Annotated in this window: 19 protein-coding genes and 4 tRNA genes (1 of these 23 running past the window's edge); 11 read left to right on the top strand and 12 right to left on the bottom strand. The window is 39.2% G+C overall.

The features are described from left to right. The first annotated feature begins 188 nt into the window (after positions 1-188). From A994_RS08960 to A994_RS08975, 4 genes are all read left to right on the top strand, one after another. Positions 189-677: a TspO/MBR family protein gene (locus A994_RS08960; protein WP_004031160.1), complete on the top strand. Its 489-nt coding sequence runs from the start codon at positions 189-191 to the stop codon at positions 675-677. A gap of 189 nt (positions 678-866) precedes the next feature. Then, on the top strand, positions 867-1,559 hold the full coding sequence (locus tag A994_RS08965; RefSeq protein ID WP_004031161.1) for a M23 family metallopeptidase: 693 nt from the start codon (positions 867-869) through the stop codon (positions 1,557-1,559). A gap of 249 nt (positions 1,560-1,808) precedes the next feature. After that, positions 1,809-2,123 (top strand): DUF488 domain-containing protein, encoded by a 315-nt coding sequence (locus A994_RS08970; RefSeq protein ID WP_004031162.1) that lies wholly within the window; start codon positions 1,809-1,811, stop codon positions 2,121-2,123. A 332-nt stretch (positions 2,124-2,455) separates the two neighbouring features. After that, on the top strand, positions 2,456-4,324 hold the full coding sequence (locus A994_RS08975) for a DNA-directed DNA polymerase (RefSeq protein WP_004031163.1): 1,869 nt from the start codon (positions 2,456-2,458) through the stop codon (positions 4,322-4,324). Between the two features lie 223 nt (positions 4,325-4,547). Here A994_RS08975 and A994_RS08980 read toward each other — a convergent pair whose 3' ends face one another. The 8 genes from A994_RS08980 to A994_RS09015 form a co-directional block, all read right to left on the bottom strand. Beyond that, positions 4,548-5,432, bottom strand: coding sequence for a DUF7064 domain-containing protein (locus A994_RS08980; protein ID WP_004031164.1), 885 nt, complete (start codon positions 5,430-5,432; stop codon positions 4,548-4,550). Positions 5,433-5,536: 104 nt separating this feature from the next. Further along, the gene (locus A994_RS08985) at positions 5,537-8,290 is read right to left on the bottom strand and encodes a PEP/pyruvate-binding domain-containing protein (protein WP_100222289.1); all 2,754 of its coding nucleotides are present in this window, start codon (positions 8,288-8,290) and stop codon (positions 5,537-5,539) included. 209 nt (positions 8,291-8,499) lie between these two features. Beyond that, positions 8,500-9,084: a hypothetical protein gene (locus A994_RS08990; protein WP_004031166.1), complete on the bottom strand. Its 585-nt coding sequence runs from the start codon at positions 9,082-9,084 to the stop codon at positions 8,500-8,502. Between the two features lie 345 nt (positions 9,085-9,429). Continuing rightward, a tRNA-Lys gene (locus tag A994_RS08995) sits at positions 9,430-9,503 on the bottom strand. A 447-nt stretch (positions 9,504-9,950) separates the two neighbouring features. After that, positions 9,951-10,033: transfer RNA gene (locus A994_RS09000), tRNA-Leu, on the bottom strand. Between the two features lie 89 nt (positions 10,034-10,122). Continuing rightward, positions 10,123-10,196 (bottom strand) — tRNA-Lys (locus A994_RS09005). Positions 10,197-10,341: 145 nt separating this feature from the next. Then, a tRNA-Leu gene (locus tag A994_RS09010) sits at positions 10,342-10,424 on the bottom strand. A 705-nt stretch (positions 10,425-11,129) separates the two neighbouring features. Further along, complete coding sequence (locus A994_RS09015) at positions 11,130-11,585, bottom strand: hypothetical protein (RefSeq protein ID WP_004031168.1); 456 nt, start codon at positions 11,583-11,585, stop codon at positions 11,130-11,132. A 348-nt stretch (positions 11,586-11,933) separates the two neighbouring features. Between A994_RS09015 and A994_RS09020 the strand changes: the two genes are divergently transcribed. The 4 genes from A994_RS09020 to A994_RS09035 all read left to right on the top strand — a co-directional run bounded on the left by A994_RS09020 (position 11,934) and on the right by A994_RS09035 (position 14,467). Then, entirely contained in the window at positions 11,934-12,137 is a 204-nt protein-coding gene (locus tag A994_RS09020) for a hypothetical protein (RefSeq protein WP_004031169.1), read from the top strand. A gap of 234 nt (positions 12,138-12,371) precedes the next feature. Further along, positions 12,372-13,085 carry a pseudomurein-binding repeat-containing protein gene (locus A994_RS09025; protein WP_004031170.1) on the top strand — a complete coding sequence of 238 codons (714 nt, stop codon included), beginning with the start codon at positions 12,372-12,374 and terminating at the stop codon, positions 13,083-13,085. Between the two features lie 54 nt (positions 13,086-13,139). Further along, positions 13,140-13,856, top strand: a complete 717-nt coding sequence (locus tag A994_RS09030; RefSeq protein ID WP_237739724.1) for a hypothetical protein — start codon at positions 13,140-13,142, stop codon at positions 13,854-13,856. A gap of 212 nt (positions 13,857-14,068) precedes the next feature. Further along, the gene (locus tag A994_RS09035; protein WP_004031172.1) at positions 14,069-14,467 is read left to right on the top strand and encodes a pyridoxamine 5'-phosphate oxidase family protein; all 399 of its coding nucleotides are present in this window, start codon (positions 14,069-14,071) and stop codon (positions 14,465-14,467) included. Between the two features lie 182 nt (positions 14,468-14,649). On the opposite strand, the gene A994_RS09040 is transcribed toward A994_RS09035, so the two are convergent. The 4 genes from A994_RS09040 to A994_RS09055 form a co-directional block, all read right to left on the bottom strand. After that, positions 14,650-15,327: a fibrillarin-like rRNA/tRNA 2'-O-methyltransferase gene (locus A994_RS09040; RefSeq protein ID WP_004031173.1), complete on the bottom strand. Its 678-nt coding sequence runs from the start codon at positions 15,325-15,327 to the stop codon at positions 14,650-14,652. A gap of 145 nt (positions 15,328-15,472) precedes the next feature. After that, positions 15,473-16,351 (bottom strand): CPBP family intramembrane glutamic endopeptidase, encoded by an 879-nt coding sequence (locus tag A994_RS09045; RefSeq protein ID WP_004031174.1) that lies wholly within the window; start codon positions 16,349-16,351, stop codon positions 15,473-15,475. A gap of 248 nt (positions 16,352-16,599) precedes the next feature. Continuing rightward, a complete protein-coding gene (locus A994_RS09050; protein ID WP_004031175.1) occupies positions 16,600-16,878 on the bottom strand; it encodes a hypothetical protein in 279 nt (92 codons plus the stop codon). 189 nt (positions 16,879-17,067) lie between these two features. After that, positions 17,068-18,291: an NOP5/NOP56 family protein gene (locus A994_RS09055; RefSeq protein ID WP_004031176.1), complete on the bottom strand. Its 1,224-nt coding sequence runs from the start codon at positions 18,289-18,291 to the stop codon at positions 17,068-17,070. A 72-nt stretch (positions 18,292-18,363) separates the two neighbouring features. On the opposite strand from A994_RS09055, the gene A994_RS09060 reads away from it, so the two are divergent. From A994_RS09060 to A994_RS09070, 3 genes are all read left to right on the top strand, one after another. Next, positions 18,364-19,269: a dihydroorotate dehydrogenase gene (locus A994_RS09060; protein ID WP_004031177.1), complete on the top strand. Its 906-nt coding sequence runs from the start codon at positions 18,364-18,366 to the stop codon at positions 19,267-19,269. Positions 19,270-19,285: 16 nt separating this feature from the next. Further along, positions 19,286-20,116, top strand: a complete 831-nt coding sequence (locus A994_RS09065) for a dihydroorotate dehydrogenase electron transfer subunit (RefSeq protein WP_004031178.1) — start codon at positions 19,286-19,288, stop codon at positions 20,114-20,116. A 323-nt stretch (positions 20,117-20,439) separates the two neighbouring features. Next, a protein-coding gene (locus tag A994_RS09070; protein ID WP_004031179.1) for an AI-2E family transporter crosses the window boundary here: on the top strand, positions 20,440-20,658 show its 5' end (the start). 855 nt of this gene lie beyond the right edge of the window; 219 of the gene's 1,074 nt are visible here — the first part of the coding sequence; it begins with the start codon at positions 20,440-20,442; its stop codon lies beyond the right edge, outside the window.

Below are 20,658 nucleotides of genomic sequence, written 5' to 3' on the forward strand. Positions count from 1 at the left end.
GTGTCTCAAATGATTACCTTTCCAGCCCCGGGTTCACCCGGGGTGATAAAATGCATGCGAGTGGGAGATGGAAAACATTGAATGAAAACTTCCGCTTTTGGACATTGCATCTTAAACCCTGAGAATGTTTCCACAAAATATTATTTATTCATAAAAAACAACTTATAATAAAGGGGGGTTGAAAAAGAATGGAAAGTTCTACTAAGAATGATATTTTAAAGCTGGCAGGATCCTTTTTAATTGTGATTATTTTTGCAGCCATAGGCAGTTTGGCTACCTTTTCGCAAATACCAACCTGGTATGCGACTCTAGTTAGGCCTGACTGGGCACCACCAAGTTGGGTGTTCCCTGTGGTTTGGACTACTCTTTACATCTTAATGGCACTGGCTTTGTTCCTGGTGTGGAGGAAAGGGCTGGAAACCAAACCTGCAAAGGTGGCAGTAGCTGTATTTTTAGTTCAACTGGCTATAAATGCCTTATGGTCGGTGGTATTCTTTGGACTCCATTCCCTTGGAGGTGGAGTGGTACTGGTAGTAATGTTGTGGATAGCAATACTGGCTAACATTATTGTATTCTACCGAATATCAAAATGGGCAGGCATACTGCTCGTACCCTACATAATCTGGGTGACAATAGCCAGTTACCTTAACTACACAGTATATCTCTTAAATCCATAGTTTAATCCATGGGAAATAGGGTTACAGGAATCAATCCCCTGAATATTTCTTTTTTTTATCGAGTTTTTGTATTTTTTTGATTTTAAATTTAGTGAATTGTTGAATAAAGAATTGTTGAATTAACAGTGTGGTTAAGTTTAAAAATCAGAATTCATATAATTCTAGCACAAAATAAAAAAAAGAGAAGATATGAATAATCTGGAACCAGTACCCATAAAATCCCCTGTTAAAGGGGAGTGGATGGTCTTAAATAGTCCTGGCACTAAAATTCCCAGTCATGGTACTCATTCTTTTGCAACAACCTATGCCTATGACCTCATGCAGGTTGACTGGACCCAAAAACATGTTAAATTCCACAGGAAAAGCACTTTAGATCATGTTTTAGGTAGGGTGCATTTGAAGGACTGTTACTCCTATGGAAAACCTATCTACGCACCTATTTCTGGCATGGTAGTTGAAGCCCTTGACGAATACCCTGAACGCGACCCTGTACAGCCACTCCGTGATATTTCAGTGGCCTTACGGAATGCCTGGGTTTTCGATCCCCACAAACATAACATCCAGGATATTGCTGGTAATTTCGTTATAATTCAAGGTGACCGAGTATGGGATGGGGTGTGGGCATTTCTCGGGCATATGAAAACCGGTTCAGTAAAAGTAAAAAACGGTGATACAATCGAATCAGGTACTCTCATCGGGAATGTGGGTCATTCCGGTAACTCAACAGCCCCTCACCTTCATTTCCAGCTCATGGATGGTCCTGATGCAAACAATGCCCGGGGTATTCCCTGTTGTTTTGCTGAATATGAATTATGCCAGGATAAACATTGGGTTAAGGTAGAAAAGGGAATACCAAAAAATGAGGATAGGATTCGTTTTTAAGTACAGGTTTTTTTAAGAGGATGAGTTTTTAATTTTATTTAAGATTCTCCAGGGGTTGCTGATCCGGAAAAACTCACAGGATCATTGTGAAAACATTACTTACATCTTTACTTGGGATCCGTTTTTTTGGGATCCATTTCTTGCTGGTTTTGTGGTGAGATTGCAGTTAATTTTATATGTAATGATTAATAATGTTAAATTGATTATCATGTTTTATCATGATAAATTAAATCAGTTTAAGTGATCTGTATGTTAAGAATAAAAGGAATATACGAACTCCCTCATGAAGAAGATGGATTCAGAATTTTAATTGATGAATCCTGGCCTGAAAACTTATCCAGAGAAGAAGCTCAAGTTGATTTATGGCTTAAAGATATATCCCCACCGGATCAACTCCAATGGGAGGATGGGGAAAGTATAAGCTCTGCCAGTGTTGAAGATGAAAATCCTGAGGAACTCTGGAGACAAACTGCTCTAAAACTTATCAGGGATACTGAAAAAGAAAAAGGGACTGTTACTTTTTTATGCTCCACTATCCAGAGCATAAACCAGTTGCAGTTTTAAACTGATCCTAGTTTACTGCAGTTGCAGTTTAAACTAGTCACAGTTTGCATTGCTTTTTCAATAGTCCGAGTTTCAATAGTCCGAGTTTCAATAGTCCGAGTTTCAATAGTCCGAGTTTCAATAGTCCCAGTTTCACTAGTCCCAGTTTTTTAAAGATACTCCCTTCCAAATCCTTATTTTTTTTATCCGGAAATTTTAAAGGTGTGATAAGTAGGCATTACTTCCCACTCCCTCTACCTCAACTGCCTTGACATTCATCTATCAATAGTAAATTCACCAAGTTGTTAGTGGATCCCATGAAAAGTAAGCTCTACGATAGAATGTGAAGCTCTATGATAACCAAAAAATTCGTTCTCCTGGACATTGATTACATCACCCGGAATCATGAACCAGTTATAAGGCTGTTCGGAAAGCTGGTTGGAGATAATGAAGAAGGACACATCATAGTCATGGATAAGAGCTTCAGACCTTACATCTATGTCATTCCTTCTGATCATTCTCGCCTGGATGACTGCACTCGCCAGTTAAGTGAATTAAAACTTCTATCAGTGGAAAAAGTTATTAAAAATGATATGGGGGAATTGAAAGAGGTCCTGAAGGTGACCTTCAAACATCCTCAGGATATTCCTAAACTAAGGGATAAAATATTGAATTTGAAGTCTGTGAAGGAAATCAGGGAGCATAATATTCCATTTTACCGCAGATACCTTATAGATAAAGGATTATTTCCTCTGAAGGTGGTGGAAGTGCAGGGTAATATCTTAAATTCCCCCAGATCTTCACGGGGAGTACGGGGATCACGGAGGTCACAGGAACCACAAACAGGAAGTCCAGAGGGTAGTTCCATACAAAAACCCTGCATCTTCCAGGTGGAAAAATCTCCCACCCCTCTGGAGTCCAGTTTACCAGAATTCACTGTTTTGAGTTTTGATATTGAAGTCTACAACCCCCGGGGCATGCCCCAACCAGACCTGGATCCCATTATCATGATTAGTTTCTCCAGTAACCATGGCTTCAGGAAAGTTTTATCCACCAAAAATACTCCTGATTCCTCCGACCCCAATGGTTTGCTCCTGGACTTTGTGGAAGTAGTATCTCATGAAAAAGAATTACTGGAGAAATTCGTGGAAACTGTGCAATCAGAAAACCCGGATATCATCCTGGGATACAATTCAGACTCATTCGACTTTCCCTATATTCGTGACAGGGCAGCTAAACTGGGGGTGCCTCTCAAGCTGGGAATAGACGGATCCTCACCCAAGTTCACCAGAATAGGTTTCAGCAGCTCTGCCATGATCAGGGGCAGGGTTCACATTGACCTTTACTCTAATATTCGTCGTTATATGCATCTGGCCCGTCACACCCTGGAGCACGTTTACCTGGAACTATTTGGGGAGGAGAAACTGGACATCCCCGGAGATAAGATCTACCTTTACTGGGATGAAGGGGGCAGGAGACTGGAAACACTATTCCATTACTCCCTGCACGATGCAGTGGCAGTTACCAGGATAGGAGAGAGGATGCTACCTCTCAACACTGAATTAACCCGTATTGTGGGCCAACCATTGTTTGATGCAGCCCGTATGGCATCAGGACGACTTGTTGAGTGGTACTTAATAAGAAAATCATTTGAACAGGGATACTTAGTGCCAAATAAACCATCTCCTGATGAATTAATCCAGCGGGAAGGTAAACATGTGGTGGGTGGCTATGTCAAAGAACCAGTGAGTGGTTTGCACGAGAATATTGTTTACTTTGATTTTAGAAGCCTGTACCCCAGTATAATAATCTCCAAGAACATTTCCCCGGACAGCCTCACCAGTGGGGAAAACTGCCATATATCACCGGAGTACGGTCATAAATTCCTTAAAGAACCAGTGGGTTTTATTCCATCAGCCATTGGCCAGATACTCCAGGATCGGATAAAAATCAAGTCTCAAATGAAAGAATCCCGTGATGATCATCAGCTCAGTGTCCTGAACAATCAGCAGGAAGCCCTGAAACGACTGGCCAACACATTCTATGGACTGTACAATCACAGTACATTCAGGTGGTATAGCTTGAAATGTTCAGAATCCATAACTGCTTGGGGGAGGGATTTCCTCAAAAAAACCATGAAAAACTCTGAAAAACAGGGATTCAAACCAGTGTATGCAGATACGGATGGATTCTTCGCAACTTACGTCGGCCCAATGGATTAGGGGCAAACTATTGGTTAATTTAAAACTAGTTCACTTAATCTTAGGGGTTAGAATATTCATAAGTTTAGAATTGATTTAGCTCTTAATTGTTTTAGAATATTTTCTGCTTGTTTTAGAACAAAATCTACTTTTGATTTAAAATAACTGCATGCCTGTTTAAAAAGAACATTACTGGGTGGAAATCCCACCCTTATCCATCAACAAAATGGTTATATTAATCAACTTATGGTTTGCCCACTAAAAATTCGGCCACACCGTAACCTTCCTTACCATCCCAGTCGTATTTGGAAATAGTTTCTATGAGAATCATCTTCTCATCAACTGGAACCATTCCAAATCGGATAACCTCACCATCAACTGAATACTGGGAACCATTTTTGTCAAACAGGTTCATTTTAAACGTGGATGGGATTCCATTATCAAATTTCAGATCTATGTCTGATTTTGTCAGTGGCTGGTTAGCTGAACCGGTGTAAAAGTATCCTGCATCTATATCTCCTTCATCAACTGAGAGTTTGGTTATGTTAAAAGCCGCATCACGTGAAAACTCGGAGTTTATCCACATCCACATCTTGGGAGATCCCCATTCCCTTACCCCACGGCTCAGGTCTCTTTCACCCAGTGCTTCAATTTCAAATACCTCTCCATCAACTTCGACTTTTCCCATTGCCTTTCCAAACTGTTCATAATGTTCTGAGGCTACATTAGATGACATTTCTGTCTGTTTTTCATCAACACAATCCACATAATCCATAACCGGGTTTAAAGCTTCCCAGGTTACATCCATCTTAACCTTGAATTCCTGGGGAACTTCTCCTCTTGGGTCAAAAATGGAACCATTATATTTAAGTCTCCATTTACCGGATTCAAGTTCCTGGTAATCCAAGCCGGCAATTTCAAGTGGATTATCATCACAGGGTGTTTCTAATTTAATACCAGCTATCTGCTGGGGAGACATTATAAAGAAGAACATTGATTTTTCATTTTTATTGACCTTGTTCCCTATACGCATAAAAGCGGTCAAATCGTTATTTTTATCATGAAAATTAAAATAATAGCTTTCATTCCATTCGTCATGTTTTTTCAGACTTTCCAGATCAAAATCCATTACAAATCACCGACCCGTTTTTTTCCTAAACCAAATAATTTTTCTAAACCAATAAATTTTTTGTAAATATTCACATTTTTTTGTAAGTATTCCCTGATTTAATGTTATTCTTTTTTATAAACAACACCTTCATTACCATCAACCACCAGTTTTTCACCGGTTTTAAATAGAGTGGTAGCTCCTTTAACTGCAGTCACGGCTGGAATCCTGTATTCTCTGGAAATAACTGCTCCATGGGATAGTATTCCTCCGGTTTCGGTGATAAGACCACCCACCTTTGAGAATACTGCGGTCCAGGCTGGATCGGTGTTACTGGTAATTAGGATTTCATCATCTTCCATCTGTGATAATTCTTCAATGGATTCCACAACTCTTGCTTTACCTGTGAATATTCCAGGACTGGCTGCTGCACCATAAATTGCATTCTGGTCGTATTCAGTCACAGTATCATCAAATTCAATCCCATTTTTAAGGAATTTAGGTGGAAGTGATGATTTGTATCTGTAAAACTCTTTCTTCCTCTTTAGAATCTCCTCCTGCAAGGAGAGAATATTTTCAGAAAGGGTATTCCCATTTAGCTCTGTTTTTTGTAAATCACTGGTATCAAAGAATGAGAATAACTCCTTTTCATAAAGGAAGAAAACATCATCCACATCATCAATGATTTGTTTCTCAGCTAATCTCCTTCCCATATCACGTAACATCAGTCTCTGACGGAAAAGCAGGTGGTCCAAGTAGAATCTTTGATTTTCCCTGAAGGTTAGATAGGTTTGGGCTAAATTAAGCACCACTTTGAATGTTTTCTCTTTGAAGAATCCGCCTCTTAATTTTTTTATCCTACTTGAAACTTCCTTTTCGGTTTTAAACCGGTTGGCACGGCTTTCTGATTCATTCTTTCTTAAATCCAGATCTGAAGAAGACAGTAACTTAATAACTTCCAGCACGTAAGCTTTATCTTCTCTCCAACGAGGGTACAGTATTTCACGGGTATTGGACCTGTGCCCGTAATCTGCAATAAACTGATCGAACTGTCTTTTAAAATCAGGATTGGATGATATCATTTCATCAATCTTTGATTCATCCAGAAGACTCATATCCTCGATTGCATTCATTTTACCCAGCAATGCAGGGTCTTCTCTTGAAGTTATGGCTAGATCAGAGAATTTTATATTCATTTCCACGGTTTTGTTATCATCCAAACCTGAGATCAAACCAGCGTAGAGGGAGCCATCCTCATCATCCAGCCATTTCACCAGCCAGTTCTTGATCATGAGGTTGGTGGCTATGGAATGGGATACCATACCATACCTTATCAGCTGGTAATGTTTGATTCCGGAGTTTTCAATATCATCATAGAGTTCTAGGAGTTCCTCATCACATAACGTGTCCAGATCAGTTTTATCGAAGTCTTCACATTTTTCCATGAATCCCTGGGCCCATTTTCGGTATGCCTTATCTGTCCGGTGCATCATCCCGTCCGGGTCTCGAATAGCCACTAAAACTTGTGATATTAATGCTTTATGCATTAGGGAAGGATACTCGGATATTCGTTTTTGATCTTCCAATGGATAATAATTCAACAACTCTTTGGATCGTGCAAATTTAGGGTAATAGGAAAAAGCCTTCTCCAAAACCCAGCTGTTGAAATAAACCCTTGATTTATGCAGTTTTAAAAGTTCAGTGTCGGTTATCTCTTTATATCCCATTATCCGGGCACCTTCATGGTTCACGTAATCAGTGAGCATTTTACCCATAACATCGTAAAAGAGTGGAGTGGTTGCATCAGCCCAGTACTCATCCCCGTAAGCCCGGGTCCATAGAATATCATCTTTATCCTCGTTGAGGGTGGTTACTGGTCTTGATTGGAGGATGTAAATCTTTAAAGAGGTTTTTTCGGGATTATTCAACATTTTATACTTATCTACATCTTGATCAGACTCATCCTTTCTATATTCTATGGCCCATTCAATATCCTGACTAACACCGAAAAAATCTTCAAGTTCTACTCCAATCTGGAGTAACATTTTAAGAACATCATCATTGAGACTTGTTTTTTCCCTGTCCTCTTCATCTATGGTAATTAAAGTGTTCTGGCCGTTGGCCAGGAAATATCCTTTATTTTTGGTTTTAATATTCTTTTCCAGGATTTTCCCATCTCTTCCCAGGACGAAAATATCTGGGGTGACTATTCCTGAGGCAATGGCTTCACCCAGGCCCCAGCTGGACTCAATAACCACCTGGTCTGTTCCATTAACTGGATTGGCAGTGAAGGTAACTCCACTGATATCGGCGTTGACCATTTTCTGAACCAGTACTGCTAATCCTGCTGATGATAATTCAGTGTCTAAATGCCCAATGGAAGAATCATGCCTGTACTTCACGGCACGGTCAGTCCAGTAAGATGCCCAGCATTGGATGATGTTTTCTAAAATATCGTCCTTCTTTATATTCAGGAAACTATCCAGTTGCCCTGCAAAACTGGCATCTGCCAGGTCTTCAGCAACTGCTGATGATCTTACCGCGTAGTATCCGTCAGGAAGATCAGATATTTTTCGGGTAATTTCTAAAAACAGATCCTGTGGTAATTCCTGGGATTTTATCATGCTTCGAATGGCAGAACAACCCTGAGAAATTGAATCTTCATGGGTAAAATCAATAATCCTAAGTATTTCAGATATTTTAGCTTCTAATTCTTTTTTAATAAAAAAATCATAGGCATCTACTGAAACTGTAAATGCTGGGGGAATGTTAAACCCGGCTGCTGACATTTTAGCTAGATTAAGTGCTTTACCACCAATTTTTTCAATTGATAAATCTTTTTCCTTGAGATCTACCACGTACTTATCCTTATCCACCATATTATCAGTGCCCATTAGTATAATCAATATATCCTTTTGTATTTATTTTTAAAATAAGTAGAATTCTCTATTTGATTCTAAAATAAGTAGAATATAAAACAGTATGATCAGGGGAGGTGCGTTGCTTTAACCACACCTGGTTATGGGGCCCCCTAGTTCTATTAATTTAATAAAACAGATTATGAAATATTTTGGGTGGATTTATTTTTTTATCCACCGAGTTTGTTTACAATGTTCTGCAGGTGAGTATGGGCTTGTGCTTCGTTGGTATTGATTTGTCTGGCTAACTTTGCGAATTCACGGAGATCATTGGCATAAGCTGTACTATCGCCGTTTTTAATATCTGCGGCCTGTTTATCTATGTTACTTTTGATCTGGTCAATCAGGGTTAAGGTTTCGTTAGTATAGGTTAACCTTATTTCCTGGGCTACATCTCCCTTTAACAGCACGTCATATCTCATTGCTATGTCGTGGTTCATGGTGAAATTGTTTTTAAATTCATTCATCATTTTAGTGTAGTTTCCATTATCACCGCTCATCTGTTCGGCGATATTATTTCTTTCATTTTGTGAAACCATGGATAAGGCATTATAACTTTCCACCATGTTTGCTGAGTTTTCTATCTGTGTTATCTCCGATTCAGGAATTCCTGGGCTTGATGTGGCGTTAAGCTCCTCTTTTAATACTTTTAAATCTGCTGGAAGCAGTGTCATACTGGCGTAAGCATAGTAACTGGCATATCCCCCAACAATCACGGCAACTAAAATTATTAATGCTATTATTTTTTTATTCATTCTCAAATCCCCTCCCTAATCTAATATCACTCAGTATTATGTAAAATGAATATTTAAATATTCTTAAAACTCACATTCTACTGGATGCAGGAATAACTTAGCAGGGTCTTGGAAAACCAGTTTATAATGATAATATGTTTAATGTTTGTGGGGTACGTGTTAGATGGTCTTGTGTGTTAGATACGAGTGGAATGCTTTGAATTCCGGTATCCCACCATATCTTAAAATGAATATGGACTGTTAAAATGAATAATGTTACTTTGAATCCAGTTGAAAATGAAATTGAGAATAAAATGGTTAAAATTACAGATTATAAAAAAAATAAGAGGTACTAAATAATTAAAACGGGCCCGACGGGAGTTGAACCCGCGGCCACCTGGTTAAAAGCCAGGCGCTCTCCCAGACTGAGCTACGGGCCCTTAAAATGCCTGAAATGAGTGAATTTAAGTTGTGGGCTTCCACATTCTTTCATAATACTCAACACAAAAACAGGGTAGTAAATGGTTTATCAAACTATTATTTAAAGTTTGGCAATTGAAGACATGTTAATATTAAATAGATTGCTCTTAAGAACATAATACGTTAATGAATTGAAGATACCAGTCTTATTCCTTTTGTGTATTATATTTCATATTGAAATGTGATGTTATTGGTATTTTTACACTTATAATGGGTGTCCTGCTGAACGAATTCATATCAGAATTAATGATTATTTTAGATAGGAGACACTTTTTAGGGATTCAGTCAGTAATTATTCTGGAGATGTACTTTAGAAGTTAGTGTAGATTATAGGATGGCACAGTTATTTTAATGCATGATAATCATCTAAAATAGGATTCTAGGTAAAGAATATAATATAAAAGGAGTGCAGGGGAAGGGATTCGAACCCTTGAAGGCCTGCGCCAGAGGATCTTGAGTCCACCCCCGTTGACCGCTTGGGTACCCCTGCAACGTACTCAATAAAAGAACCATATCTGTAATTATAATAAATTGAATCATACTGTAATTACTGCGAAGGAATCTCTGTAAATGATTGAGCGGGCCCGACGGGGATTGAACCCGCGACACCTTGGTTAAGAGCCAAGCGCTCTGCCAGACTAAGCTACGGGCCCTCTAGAATGCCCTGAAATGAATTAAACCCAGATTATAGGTTCCTAAATCCATATTTATATTCCAAAACAAACAGGGTAGTACATGATTTGTTAAGCTATTATTTAAAGTTTAGTAATGGTAGGAAGTAATATTTTATAAAAGGAGTGCAGGGGAAGGGATTCGAACCCTTGAAGGCCTACACCAATAGGCCCTGAACCTATCCCCGTTGACCGCTTGGGTACCCCTGCAATATACAGTGATGGTCGGCTATCGTATATATAATTTAACTTTTTTTACATTTGACTTTATCCGGGAATTGATCTGTCCAGGTACTAAAATTCATTGTTCATAAAGTACTAAGTTGATTTGTACAATATTACTGGATTGATTTTTCCTTAAGTACTGGATTTGGTTGTCTAAAGTAGTGGCTTGATCTGTCCAAGTACACTCTTCTTTAGATCATCCCTTTTAAGTTTACCCTTTCCTCAGGAAATAAGCAATTAAGCCCAAAGTCAGGAATATGCATGAAATACTCCCTATAACTGAGACAATATCTGCATTTTGGATAAATGGCAGGCATAGATAAAAAATCATCGATCCTAAGACTTCAAATCCAATTACAATTCCAATCAATCCGATTCTTTCCAGAAATGACTTGAAATCATATAAACGGTATCTCCTTTAAAATTTGAACGAATAATAATCACCATTTCGATTCAATTTAAAAAAACCATAACATTGCCTTTCATATATTCCTCAGTTTAAGTTTATTCCCTTATTATTTTGAATTTATTCTTAAAATTCAATTAAATTGCCTATTTTCATTATAAGGGTCAACTATTTTCTTATAGGGCTAATATATTGGAGGCGTTAGGTAGGTTGTATTCAATCAACCTACCTTCAAAAGTAACCATCATATTTTTATGTAAAAGAGAAGGGAAATGTATTACTTTTTATTTGTGGTAGTTACCTAAAATTAAAATAGACGCCAGAAACACCACTAAAATAATTAAAAGTGGCCATAATCCTTCAATGGTTATGCTGGTCCGGTTAAAGATGTTCCTAATGGAAAATTGCCAGGTCATCTGCCCCCATAAACAGGTCCCGGCCAGTATGCCGTTTATCTTCAAACGTTTTTTCTCTTTCTGGATGGCCAGGTACTCCTCATTAAAATCATTTTTAGCGCTGCTGCTTAACCATCCAGATCCCAGCTTGTAAACCTGGGAAATGGTTAAAACATTCTTATACCTGTCTCGGTACTTATGGGATGCTTTACGCCAGCTTTCACGCTTAGCTTCTCTGCTGCAGTTCTTCTTATCTTGTGGGCAGTACTTCTGATTGGGTGATCGAACCTCGAAGGGATCACCGCACCACTGGCAGTATCTGATTGCTGTGACTTTTTTACTCATAATAATTCGCCTAATGGGGATTAAATGATAAAAAGTATTGATCTGTGATTTTTTTAATTGAAGTGTAATTTAGGTTTTTGAAGTTATGATGGTGTGGACTTCATTTTTAACCATCATAATTTTATATCATTAACTTGTTGAAAGTATTACTGAATAATTCCAGATAATAGGTTAATTTAGGTGAACCCATGGTATAATTTTATCTTTAAATCGATGGATGATTCTTATTCCTTAATTTATTAATACTGCGGTCCTGTTTTTGACATAAAACTATGATGGTTATTGGTGAATGAGACAGTTTAAGGTTAAATTTTTATAACCCGGTCCAATTCACAGGAGCATATTTCAATGGGAAAGAAAAAGAAAAAACCTTCCAGAAAAAATAAAAAAGAAAAAAAGAATAATAATCCTGCTAATCAAGAAATAACCGAAGAAACAACGCATTATGGTTCACAAATATATGGAAAATATGCCTTTTTGGCAATATTCATTGGGGCAATAATATTCATGTTCATCTATTTAGGTGGTCTGGTAATGTTTTTAATCAATTAAATGTTTTTAATCAAATATCTGTTTAGTCAGATGATCTGCTTTTGGAAATTTTCATTGTGAGTTTAGATTTAAATTGTGAGTTTAGATAAATTCATTCGGGAAACATTCACTCTTTCTGGAAATTCACAAGAACTCCCTTTATATTTAATAATGTAGAAGAATCATACTTCTATTATATGATTGACTTATGAGGGGAAACCCCCAATTAATCAATTCAGATAAGGGGACTTTAATGTGAAATGCAGAAATTGTGGGCATGATAATGACGCGGATGCGGCGTTCTGTGAAGAATGTGGTACTAAACTGGTGGGAGAACCATCTTTTGGAAGAAGTCCTCCCGTAAAACCCAAAAAAGAAGGTTCAAAGAGAACTAACAATATTTTAATATTTGCCATCATTGCACTGGTGATCATACTGGGAATAATGGGTGGAATTCTCCTAAAACTCCCTGGAAACTCCACAAAAGCGGCAAACAATACTACGGTTACCAATTCCACAGTCCCCCCACAGATATCCTTAACAGAGGGATTTTCTGTTTCTGAGGTTCCCGGTCTTGCACAGGAAATATCAAGAACCGAAGTTGGATTCACCACTATTTCCTATGGTGGGGTAACCCTGGATAAAAACCAGTGCCTTTACATATTATCCAGGGGTATTGTGATGATAAACAATGCCCAGACTGGGAACATCCCTATAAACCAGTACAAAAATCCGGATAATGCTTACGGAACAGTCACCTCTGCCACCATCACTAAAACTGAATACGTGGACATGGCCCAGAGAACCTACACTTGGATGGACAACAATGGCCAATCCCCTAACTACATTGGTATAAAAGTATCAGGACAACCTGATCTATCCCCGGATACTTTACTGAACCTGTACTCAAAGGCATTAACTCAGTATAAATCAACCGGCCAGCTACCAACCAGTGTCACAATACCCTAAACCTTTTTTAAGGATATGGGATGATTTTTGTTTTAAAATAAGATTTATGGTAATATGAGGGTTAAAATGGGGAAGAAACTTCAATTATTTTTGGTACTGGTTGTTCTATTTGGTGTAGTGTTAATATCCTCATTTTATTTATTCCCTGTCCAGAAAAATACCTCAACCGTACCTGTCTTCAGCAGTGTGGTTCTGGGAGAAACTGAATACGGAACAGTTACCAGGGATGGTCCCTATGGAAATGCCAGTTCTGGCAACAGGATAGCCTACATAGTTGGTGTTCATCCCCTGGAATACCAGGCCCACGATGCCCTGGTTGAATCTGTAAAAAACCAGAATAAATCTCTTAAAAACTGTTACTACATTTATCGGGTAAATGTCACTCAGGGGGCTGATGATTATGACCATGGAAGGGCCAACGGCCAAGCACTGGCCTATACTTATGTGGTGCCAGATGTTAAAAACTCTTCAATAGACCTGGCTATTGATGTGCATTCCAACGAGGGTAACTACCAGGAAAAATGGTTCCTCTTCATCCCCAGTCCATCTGAAAAGGCAGAATCAATTGCACATACCATAAAAAATGAGACCAACTGGTTAACAGTTTACAGCCCCCCTAACCCCACCAGCCCGGCCTATGTGACCATTCCTCTGATCCAGGCGGGAATTCCGGCAATTATCTATGAAACCTACACCTATGAATCAGTCCAGCAGTCTCAAAAACATGCTGATGAGATAGTTACATTGGTGGATCAGCTGAAATTGAACTAATTTTTTTAAAATTAAACATTTTTTTTAAAAAAGGGGATTCATGGAATATTTAGACTAAGTAAGCGGGTAATTAGTACTAAGCTTGTATTAACACTTAGTGGGTAATTAAAATATAGCTACTACATTCTGCTGACCATTAAGTACATTATCTTATCACAACAATTATTGAAATAATTTCCTACAGTATGAAAAAAAATTCCAAGGTGATTGATATGGTAATGAACAAGGAAATGATGGATGCACTAGAAAAAAACAACATAGTATGGTTAGCAACTGCCAGTAATGAAAGTACTCCTAACCTGGTTCCAATAGGATTTGTAAAACCTTTAGATAGTGAAACAATCCTACTGGTGGCTAACTTCATGAACAAAAGCTTTGAAAATCTTAAAAACAATCCCCAGGCAAGTGTAGCTGTTGCAGATATATCTGAATGCCCCTACCAGTTTAAGGGCACCGTGGAAATCCATGAATCAGGTAAATACTTCGATGATGCAGTTGAATGGGCTAAAAGTGTCATGACTCAGTTAGCACCCAAAGCAGCAATTTTACTCAAGGTCACTGAAATATATTCAGTACAGCCAGGTCCAGATGCAGGTAAACGGGTTGACTAAATAAAAAGAGTAAATTTGGTGATTTAATCACCCCCATTTATCATCTTATTTTTAGATAATTCTTATTTTTAAGATTATTTTAATGGGGTTATTTTATGGGGTTATCTGAACTGGTTTTTGATGTTTCTTTAGAGGGATTTTAAAATAAGAGCGTGTAATAAATGCCTTAAAAAGTGAATGTCTTAAAAGGCAAACTCACAGACTAAACAGCGATGGTCCTTCTCGTAAGGGTCCAGATCCACTTTATCCACTATTCGGAAACCGTGCTCTTTTAGCTTGGATGATTCCTCACGGAATATCTGTTTTGGTTTGCGGGTAACATCTATACTCCTGGCTTTAATCATGATCATTCCCTGACCCTCTTCTTTCAGGAACATTCGCATGTTGTCCATGAATATTTCAGTCTGGTTGGGCTGGGCCACATCAGAGTAAACAGTATCTACTTTTTCCACCAGTCCCATGTAATTTGCAGGTTTACTGGCATCATCCAGTATGGGAATCATGTTTTTTCTCCCTCTGCAAACAGCCAGAAGCTCCCTCATCATACGGGGTGCAAACTCCACACAGTAAACCACCCCATCAGTAACAATATCAGAGATATGGGAAGGAGTGGTACCTGCAGAAGCACCTAGATAAAGTACGCGGGAGTCAACTTCAATAGGAAATGTTTCCAGTCCTTTCAGGAGGGCAGCTGCCAGTTTTGAACGACGAGGGTCCCACAAACGGCACTCTACATCCTCATAATCCACCAGTTTCTCCCCGTAAATCTTCACCCCTTGGTTAAGGTTGCAAGTGGCCAGGTGGCCTTCCAGTTCATACACTCCAGTGAAACTGTTATTTAGATCTAGATTATCTTCCATGATGTTCCTCTTTAATTCTTATGTAGTTCCTGGATTATTATACTGGTTTTTGGAACATATTAAATTTTCCAGAATTAATCTTTTTTCAGGATTAATCATCTTATAATTTAGAATTAACCATTTAAATATTATTAATGCCTTATTTTTAATAGTAATAGTTTTCCTGAACTCCCTGGTAATCTCTCTGGAAGTAAGGTGGATTCCAGTAGGCTTTGGGCCAGTTCCGGTAGAGGAAGAAAAAGATAACCATCCCAGCCACAATCAGGAGGAATACAGCCATACCTATGTTAGGATTTGGTGTTGTATGCATTAATGCACTGTTTTGATGGTTTATGTTGCTCAACATCTGCATAGCATATGCTAACATGTTGTTGAGCATGTGGGCGATGATGGGAATAATAATGGTTCCTGTTTTAATGTATAGAATGCACATCACCAGGCCGAAGATAAATGCCCCAATAAAATCTGCGTGCAGGACTCCAAAGATCAGTGATGATGCGAGTATTGCCTTTTTCAGGCCCCACTTGAAGGTGAATCTGTGTAGCATCACTCCTCTGAAGAGTAACTCCTCCACTATTGGTGCTGCTATTACTCCAGTTAAAAAGTCCAGGAAGTTCATGAAGGGTGCCAGTGGTGTGTCCTGGGGTGTGTAAAACAGACTGGTGCGTGGGAGTTCTCCCAGGATTCCAGGGTCCATAACAGATACGATGTACCTGCTCAGCTCGGTTATGCCCAGGGAGAATATGATAACAGCAAATACTATGGTCAGGAGAAAAAGCCAGTTGTAATCGTGTGGTATGTGGCCAATGAATCTAGAGTAATCCAGGTGGATTTTCCGGAAGTTTCGAAGCATCCAGTATGAAATAAGGGCATAAAACAATAACCCGAAGGCTACAGACCATTCAGCGCCCTTAAGTAGTCGGTGGGATGCAAGCACGAAGACGGTCATTACTATAAAGAGTAGAATGATCCATAAAACCAGATATCTTATCTTCACGGCTTCAAAGGTGGATTCATTGACCATAATTTCATATTCATACTCAAGTAATATAAATATATGTTATTGGATTATTATGAAAATGAATCATATTTAAAACTTATTTAGGGTGTTAGTTATATTATAAAATTTATTTTAGGGCGTTTATAATGTTATAAACTAATTTTAGTGTGTTATTTATTTTATAAAAACTGTATATGTGGGTCTTAAACTTGTGGTGAGTAAGTTAATGATGGAATTGTCTATTATGTAAAATTAGTACCTTAAGATGGGGGTTATTCATTATGATGGTCGTAGTTTTTAATGTCATTCAAGGTTTCATGGAGTTTTGCATGGGACATGTCCACTGTTTTTTTAATGGCTTCTGCTTCCCGATCTATGTTGTAAAGGCATGCTTCGGCGTGTTTTTGGTTGGTTTCTAGGCTTTCCTTTAATATTAAAAAGTTAGTCTTAAGTCTTTCCTCCACCCTGCGGGAAAACAGAATAGCATATGCTGCCAATATAATTGAAAAAACACTGGATATTATTGATACTATAACCACGATATCTATCATTTAACTCACCTGTTTAAGATTAAATGAAAGGAACCCTGCAAAACCCATTCCATATATCAGAAGATACACATCATCCACATGGATTTTGGGAAGTTTCAATGTATTGCTTTAAAGATGGAAATGATTCAGCTTGATCTCAATCAATTTGATCTCAATTTAATCAACTAAAATCTAAATTCCATTAAAATCTCAATACTCATAATCACCCTTCTTAAAACGGAATTTGTCCTTTTTTTTCTTACGCTTTTTATCTTTCCCCTTTTTGGACTTTGTTGCTCGTTTAGGGAAGGGATGCTCCTTGATTATTTCTTCCAACCTTTTCTGGAAACTTTCCTTCACTGCAGGGTCGTATTCTCCTGAGAAGTAATCTTTCCTCACTGCCAGAGTGATCTTACTGGCCAGTGTCCTGGCTACCTTTCCCCGGATCCACCAACGGGAGCCCCTGACATCGGGGTGCTGGTAGATCAAACCATGCTTGGGGGGTCGTTCACCAGTTTTAAGGTGACGGAACAGGGCCTTCTCTGCCCCTAGAATCTGGACGGTACTGGAGGGTAGGAGGGCTAATCGTTTAATACCTCCTGTGTGGGCTATGAGTTTAGCCCCCAGGGAGCCACCCACCAGATCCCGCAGGTTAGGGGCCATTTCTTCCATTTTGATGTCAACGTAGTTGGTGGTGGACTTCTTGGATTCCTGAATTGACTGGATAGTTCGGGCAAAACCCTGGATCACCTCCAGATCAGATGGTGATAACTCCGCACCCAAACTCATTCCAGGTTCCATCTTCCCGTTTGAAACTCCGGAACTAATATCAATGGTACTGGAGTTTATAATTGATTCACGGTCACCATACTCTGCCACCAGCTCCACATACTTAGCATGGTCACGTATTTCGTCCATTTCCGGGAAATGCACTGGGTACCATTCCCTTATTCGTTCCACCAGTTTAACTTCAGCTTCTTCCAGCTCCTCAATGGCGTGTATTGCCTGGATAAGTAGAAGATCGTCAGACAGGGAGGCTTCCTTCAACTTCCGTTCAGTGATCTGGAGGGCTAATTTATGGGTGATGCTCCACAGATCCTCTGCTCTATCCAGGAAACCAGTTTCCTGGAGAACTTCCCCCAGATTACTCCGCAGGTAATCTCCACCTTTACTGGGAATATGGTAAGTGAATTTAGAATTGTATTTGAGATCCTGGTAGTGATAACTGCTCCGGGAAGTCTCAATAATGATTTCATCACAATCTTTACCTATTTTTTCCAGAAGATGTTTTTCCTCTAGAATCACATTCTTTTCCGCCATCAAGAACCATTTTTCCAGGAGTTCTGATTGTGGGAAAAGTTCATAATCCAGTAGGTTAAAATCTTCATCTAAGACTAAGAAGCCTGCAAAACAACCAACTACATAACACTTCATGGATTTAATCTGTACTTGATGGAATTTAAACCTTCTAACTTAAGGTGTAATCATACGGGATAAGGTGTAATCATGCTGGAAGTTGAAATATGCCATATGAAAATGAGAAACCCCACTGTTTTAGCGGCGGGTGTTCTGGGAAGCACGTCTTCATCCCTTAACTGGGCAGCTCGAAGTGGAGCTGGGGCAGTGGTAACCAAATCCTTTGCATTAGAGTCCAATAAGGGCTACCCCAACCCCACCACTGTGGAAGTGGAGGGTGGTATAATAAATGCCATAGGCCTATCCAACCCTGGAGTGGAAGCATTCAAGGGAGAACTGGAAAAACTGGAGGGCAACGTCCCACATATAGCCTCAATCTACGGTTCCACACCGGAAGACTTTGCATCTTTAGCCAGCCAGGTTGAAGACCTGGTAGATGCCCTGGAACTCAATGTATCCTGCCCCCATGCCATGGAAGGGTGTGGGGCAGCAATAGGTCAGGATCCTGATCTAACCAGTAATATTGTAGGGGCAGTTAAAAAATCAGTTAAAATTCCAGTTATTGTCAAATTAACACCCAATGTAACGGATATCGTGGAAATTGCCAGGGCAGCAGAAAGTGCTGGTGCTGATGCACTCACCCTTATCAACTCACTGGGTCCAGGTATGAGGATAGATCCCGAAACTGCTCACCCCGTACTTTCCAACCGCTTCGGTGGAATGTCCGGTCCAGCCATAAAACCAGTAGCCCTGCGCTGCGTATACCAGACATACCAGAATGTTAAAATCCCCATAATGGGTGTGGGTGGTATAACTAACTATCAGGATGTGGTGGAATTCTTATATGCCGGGGCAAGTTGCGTTCAGATTGGAACCGCAGTCATGTACCATGGACTGGAAGTTTTCCAGAACATAAACACTGGCCTGGAGAAATTCATGAGGGATAAAAATTATCAAACTGTGGAGGAAATGGTGGGAATGGCCCACCAAATGTAAAAGGAAGGTGTAAAATATGGTAAAGGATAAGATCATGCATGTTCCACAGGTACTGAAGATCAAGAGGGTAGTTGAGGAAACACCCACTGTAAAAACCTTTTATTTTCCATGGGAGGTTAAAGACGAGGACAACAACCAGTTTCCAACACCGGGGCAATTTTTTATGGTCTGGAATTTTTCAGATGAAAAACCAATGTCCATATCCAGAATTGATCCAGTCAAAGGAGAAATTGGTATTTCAGTTAAAATGGTGGGTCCGTTCACCCAGTCACTCCACAAACTCCATGAAAACGACCAACTGGGATTAAGGGGCCCCTATGGTGGAGGATTTGAGATTGCAGGTTCTCGTATCCTGGCAGTAGGTGGGGGTATTGGAATGGCACCAGTTGCTGCCTTCACTGAAGCAGCATCCAGCAGAGGAGTGAAAGTGGATACAATAACCGCTGCCACCACTCAGAGTGAAATACTATTTGCAGAACGCCTGGAAAAGGCAGGTGCCAGTGTGTTTCCCACTACTGATGATGGTAGTCATGGTTTCTGCGGATTTGCAACGGAACTAGCTGAAAAACTTCTTAATGAGGGTAATTATGATATGGTGGTGGCCTGCGGCCCAGAGATAATGATGCAAAAACTATTCCTAATCACCGAGAAATTCCAGATCCCGGCACAGTTTTCCCTGGAGCGCTACATGAAGTGTGCCGTGGGAATATGTGGCCAGTGCTGTGTGGATGATGTAGGCTGGAGGATCTGTGTAGAAGGACCAGTTTTCTGGGGAGACCAGCTCCGTATGATATCTGAATTTGGAAAATATCGCAGGGATGCCTCAGGGATTAAAAACAAATTTTAAATATTAAATTTGAATAATTTAAAGTTCAAATGAGTATTATAATTTAAATTAATGTTAAATAATATTTTAATTAAGTTTAAAACATAAAATAAATATTTTAATCAAACCTTAAAGTCCAAATGGTATTTTAATAAGTTTAAAGGTAAAATAGATATTTTAATCAAACTTTAAAGCGTAAATGGTATTTAATTAAGTTTAAATGAAAATGGACATTTTAATTGAATTTTAAAGCGTAAATGGTATTTTAATTAAAATTCAGGGTAAACTGATGCTGTTAAAAATTATTTTAGATTAGTAATGGATGATGGGGGAACTGGAAAATAATGATTTACAAAATAAAGGGAACCCTCACCTCGGCTTTGTTTGTGCTGGCGGTTCTTCTGGTTTTATCCATGGTGGTTCTAACCCCCATGCTGAGTATGATCGTACTGGCGGCAGTTTTTGCTTATGTGGTCCGTCCCATAGCAAGGAGACTGCAGCCATTCCTGCGCTTCCAGTCTCTGGCTATACTGGTGGCAATGGCAGTGGTGATACTTCCATTA

Source organism: Methanobacterium formicicum DSM 3637, assembly GCF_000302455.1.
In the GTDB taxonomy this organism is placed as follows: Archaea; Methanobacteriota; Methanobacteria; order Methanobacteriales; family Methanobacteriaceae; genus Methanobacterium; species Methanobacterium formicicum_A.

Excerpts from the sequence above, each read along its gene's own strand:
- A994_RS08960 (WP_004031160.1), top strand. The coding sequence starts at position 189 with ATGGAAAGTTCTACTAAGAATGATATTTTAAAGCTGGCAGGATCCTTT.
- A994_RS08965 (WP_004031161.1), top strand. The coding sequence starts at position 867 with ATGAATAATCTGGAACCAGTACCCATAAAATCCCCTGTTAAAGGGGAG.
- A994_RS08970 (WP_004031162.1), top strand. The coding sequence starts at position 1,809 with ATGTTAAGAATAAAAGGAATATACGAACTCCCTCATGAAGAAGATGGA.
- A994_RS08975 (WP_004031163.1), top strand. The coding sequence starts at position 2,456 with ATGATAACCAAAAAATTCGTTCTCCTGGACATTGATTACATCACCCGG.
- A994_RS08980 (WP_004031164.1), bottom strand. The coding sequence starts at position 5,432 with ATGGATTTTGATCTGGAAAGTCTGAAAAAACATGACGAATGGAATGAA.
- A994_RS08985 (WP_100222289.1), bottom strand. The coding sequence starts at position 8,290 with ATGGTGGATAAGGATAAGTACGTGGTAGATCTCAAGGAAAAAGATTTA.
- A994_RS08990 (WP_004031166.1), bottom strand. The coding sequence starts at position 9,084 with ATGAATAAAAAAATAATAGCATTAATAATTTTAGTTGCCGTGATTGTT.
- A994_RS09015 (WP_004031168.1), bottom strand. The coding sequence starts at position 11,585 with ATGAGTAAAAAAGTCACAGCAATCAGATACTGCCAGTGGTGCGGTGAT.
- A994_RS09020 (WP_004031169.1), top strand. The coding sequence starts at position 11,934 with ATGGGAAAGAAAAAGAAAAAACCTTCCAGAAAAAATAAAAAAGAAAAA.
- A994_RS09030 (WP_237739724.1), top strand. The coding sequence starts at position 13,140 with ATGAGGGTTAAAATGGGGAAGAAACTTCAATTATTTTTGGTACTGGTT.
- A994_RS09035 (WP_004031172.1), top strand. The coding sequence starts at position 14,069 with ATGGTAATGAACAAGGAAATGATGGATGCACTAGAAAAAAACAACATA.
- A994_RS09040 (WP_004031173.1), bottom strand. The coding sequence starts at position 15,327 with ATGGAAGATAATCTAGATCTAAATAACAGTTTCACTGGAGTGTATGAA.
- A994_RS09045 (WP_004031174.1), bottom strand. The coding sequence starts at position 16,351 with ATGGTCAATGAATCCACCTTTGAAGCCGTGAAGATAAGATATCTGGTT.
- A994_RS09050 (WP_004031175.1), bottom strand. The coding sequence starts at position 16,878 with ATGATAGATATCGTGGTTATAGTATCAATAATATCCAGTGTTTTTTCA.
- A994_RS09055 (WP_004031176.1), bottom strand. The coding sequence starts at position 18,291 with ATGAAGTGTTATGTAGTTGGTTGTTTTGCAGGCTTCTTAGTCTTAGAT.
- A994_RS09060 (WP_004031177.1), top strand. The coding sequence starts at position 18,364 with ATGCTGGAAGTTGAAATATGCCATATGAAAATGAGAAACCCCACTGTT.
- A994_RS09065 (WP_004031178.1), top strand. The coding sequence starts at position 19,286 with ATGGTAAAGGATAAGATCATGCATGTTCCACAGGTACTGAAGATCAAG.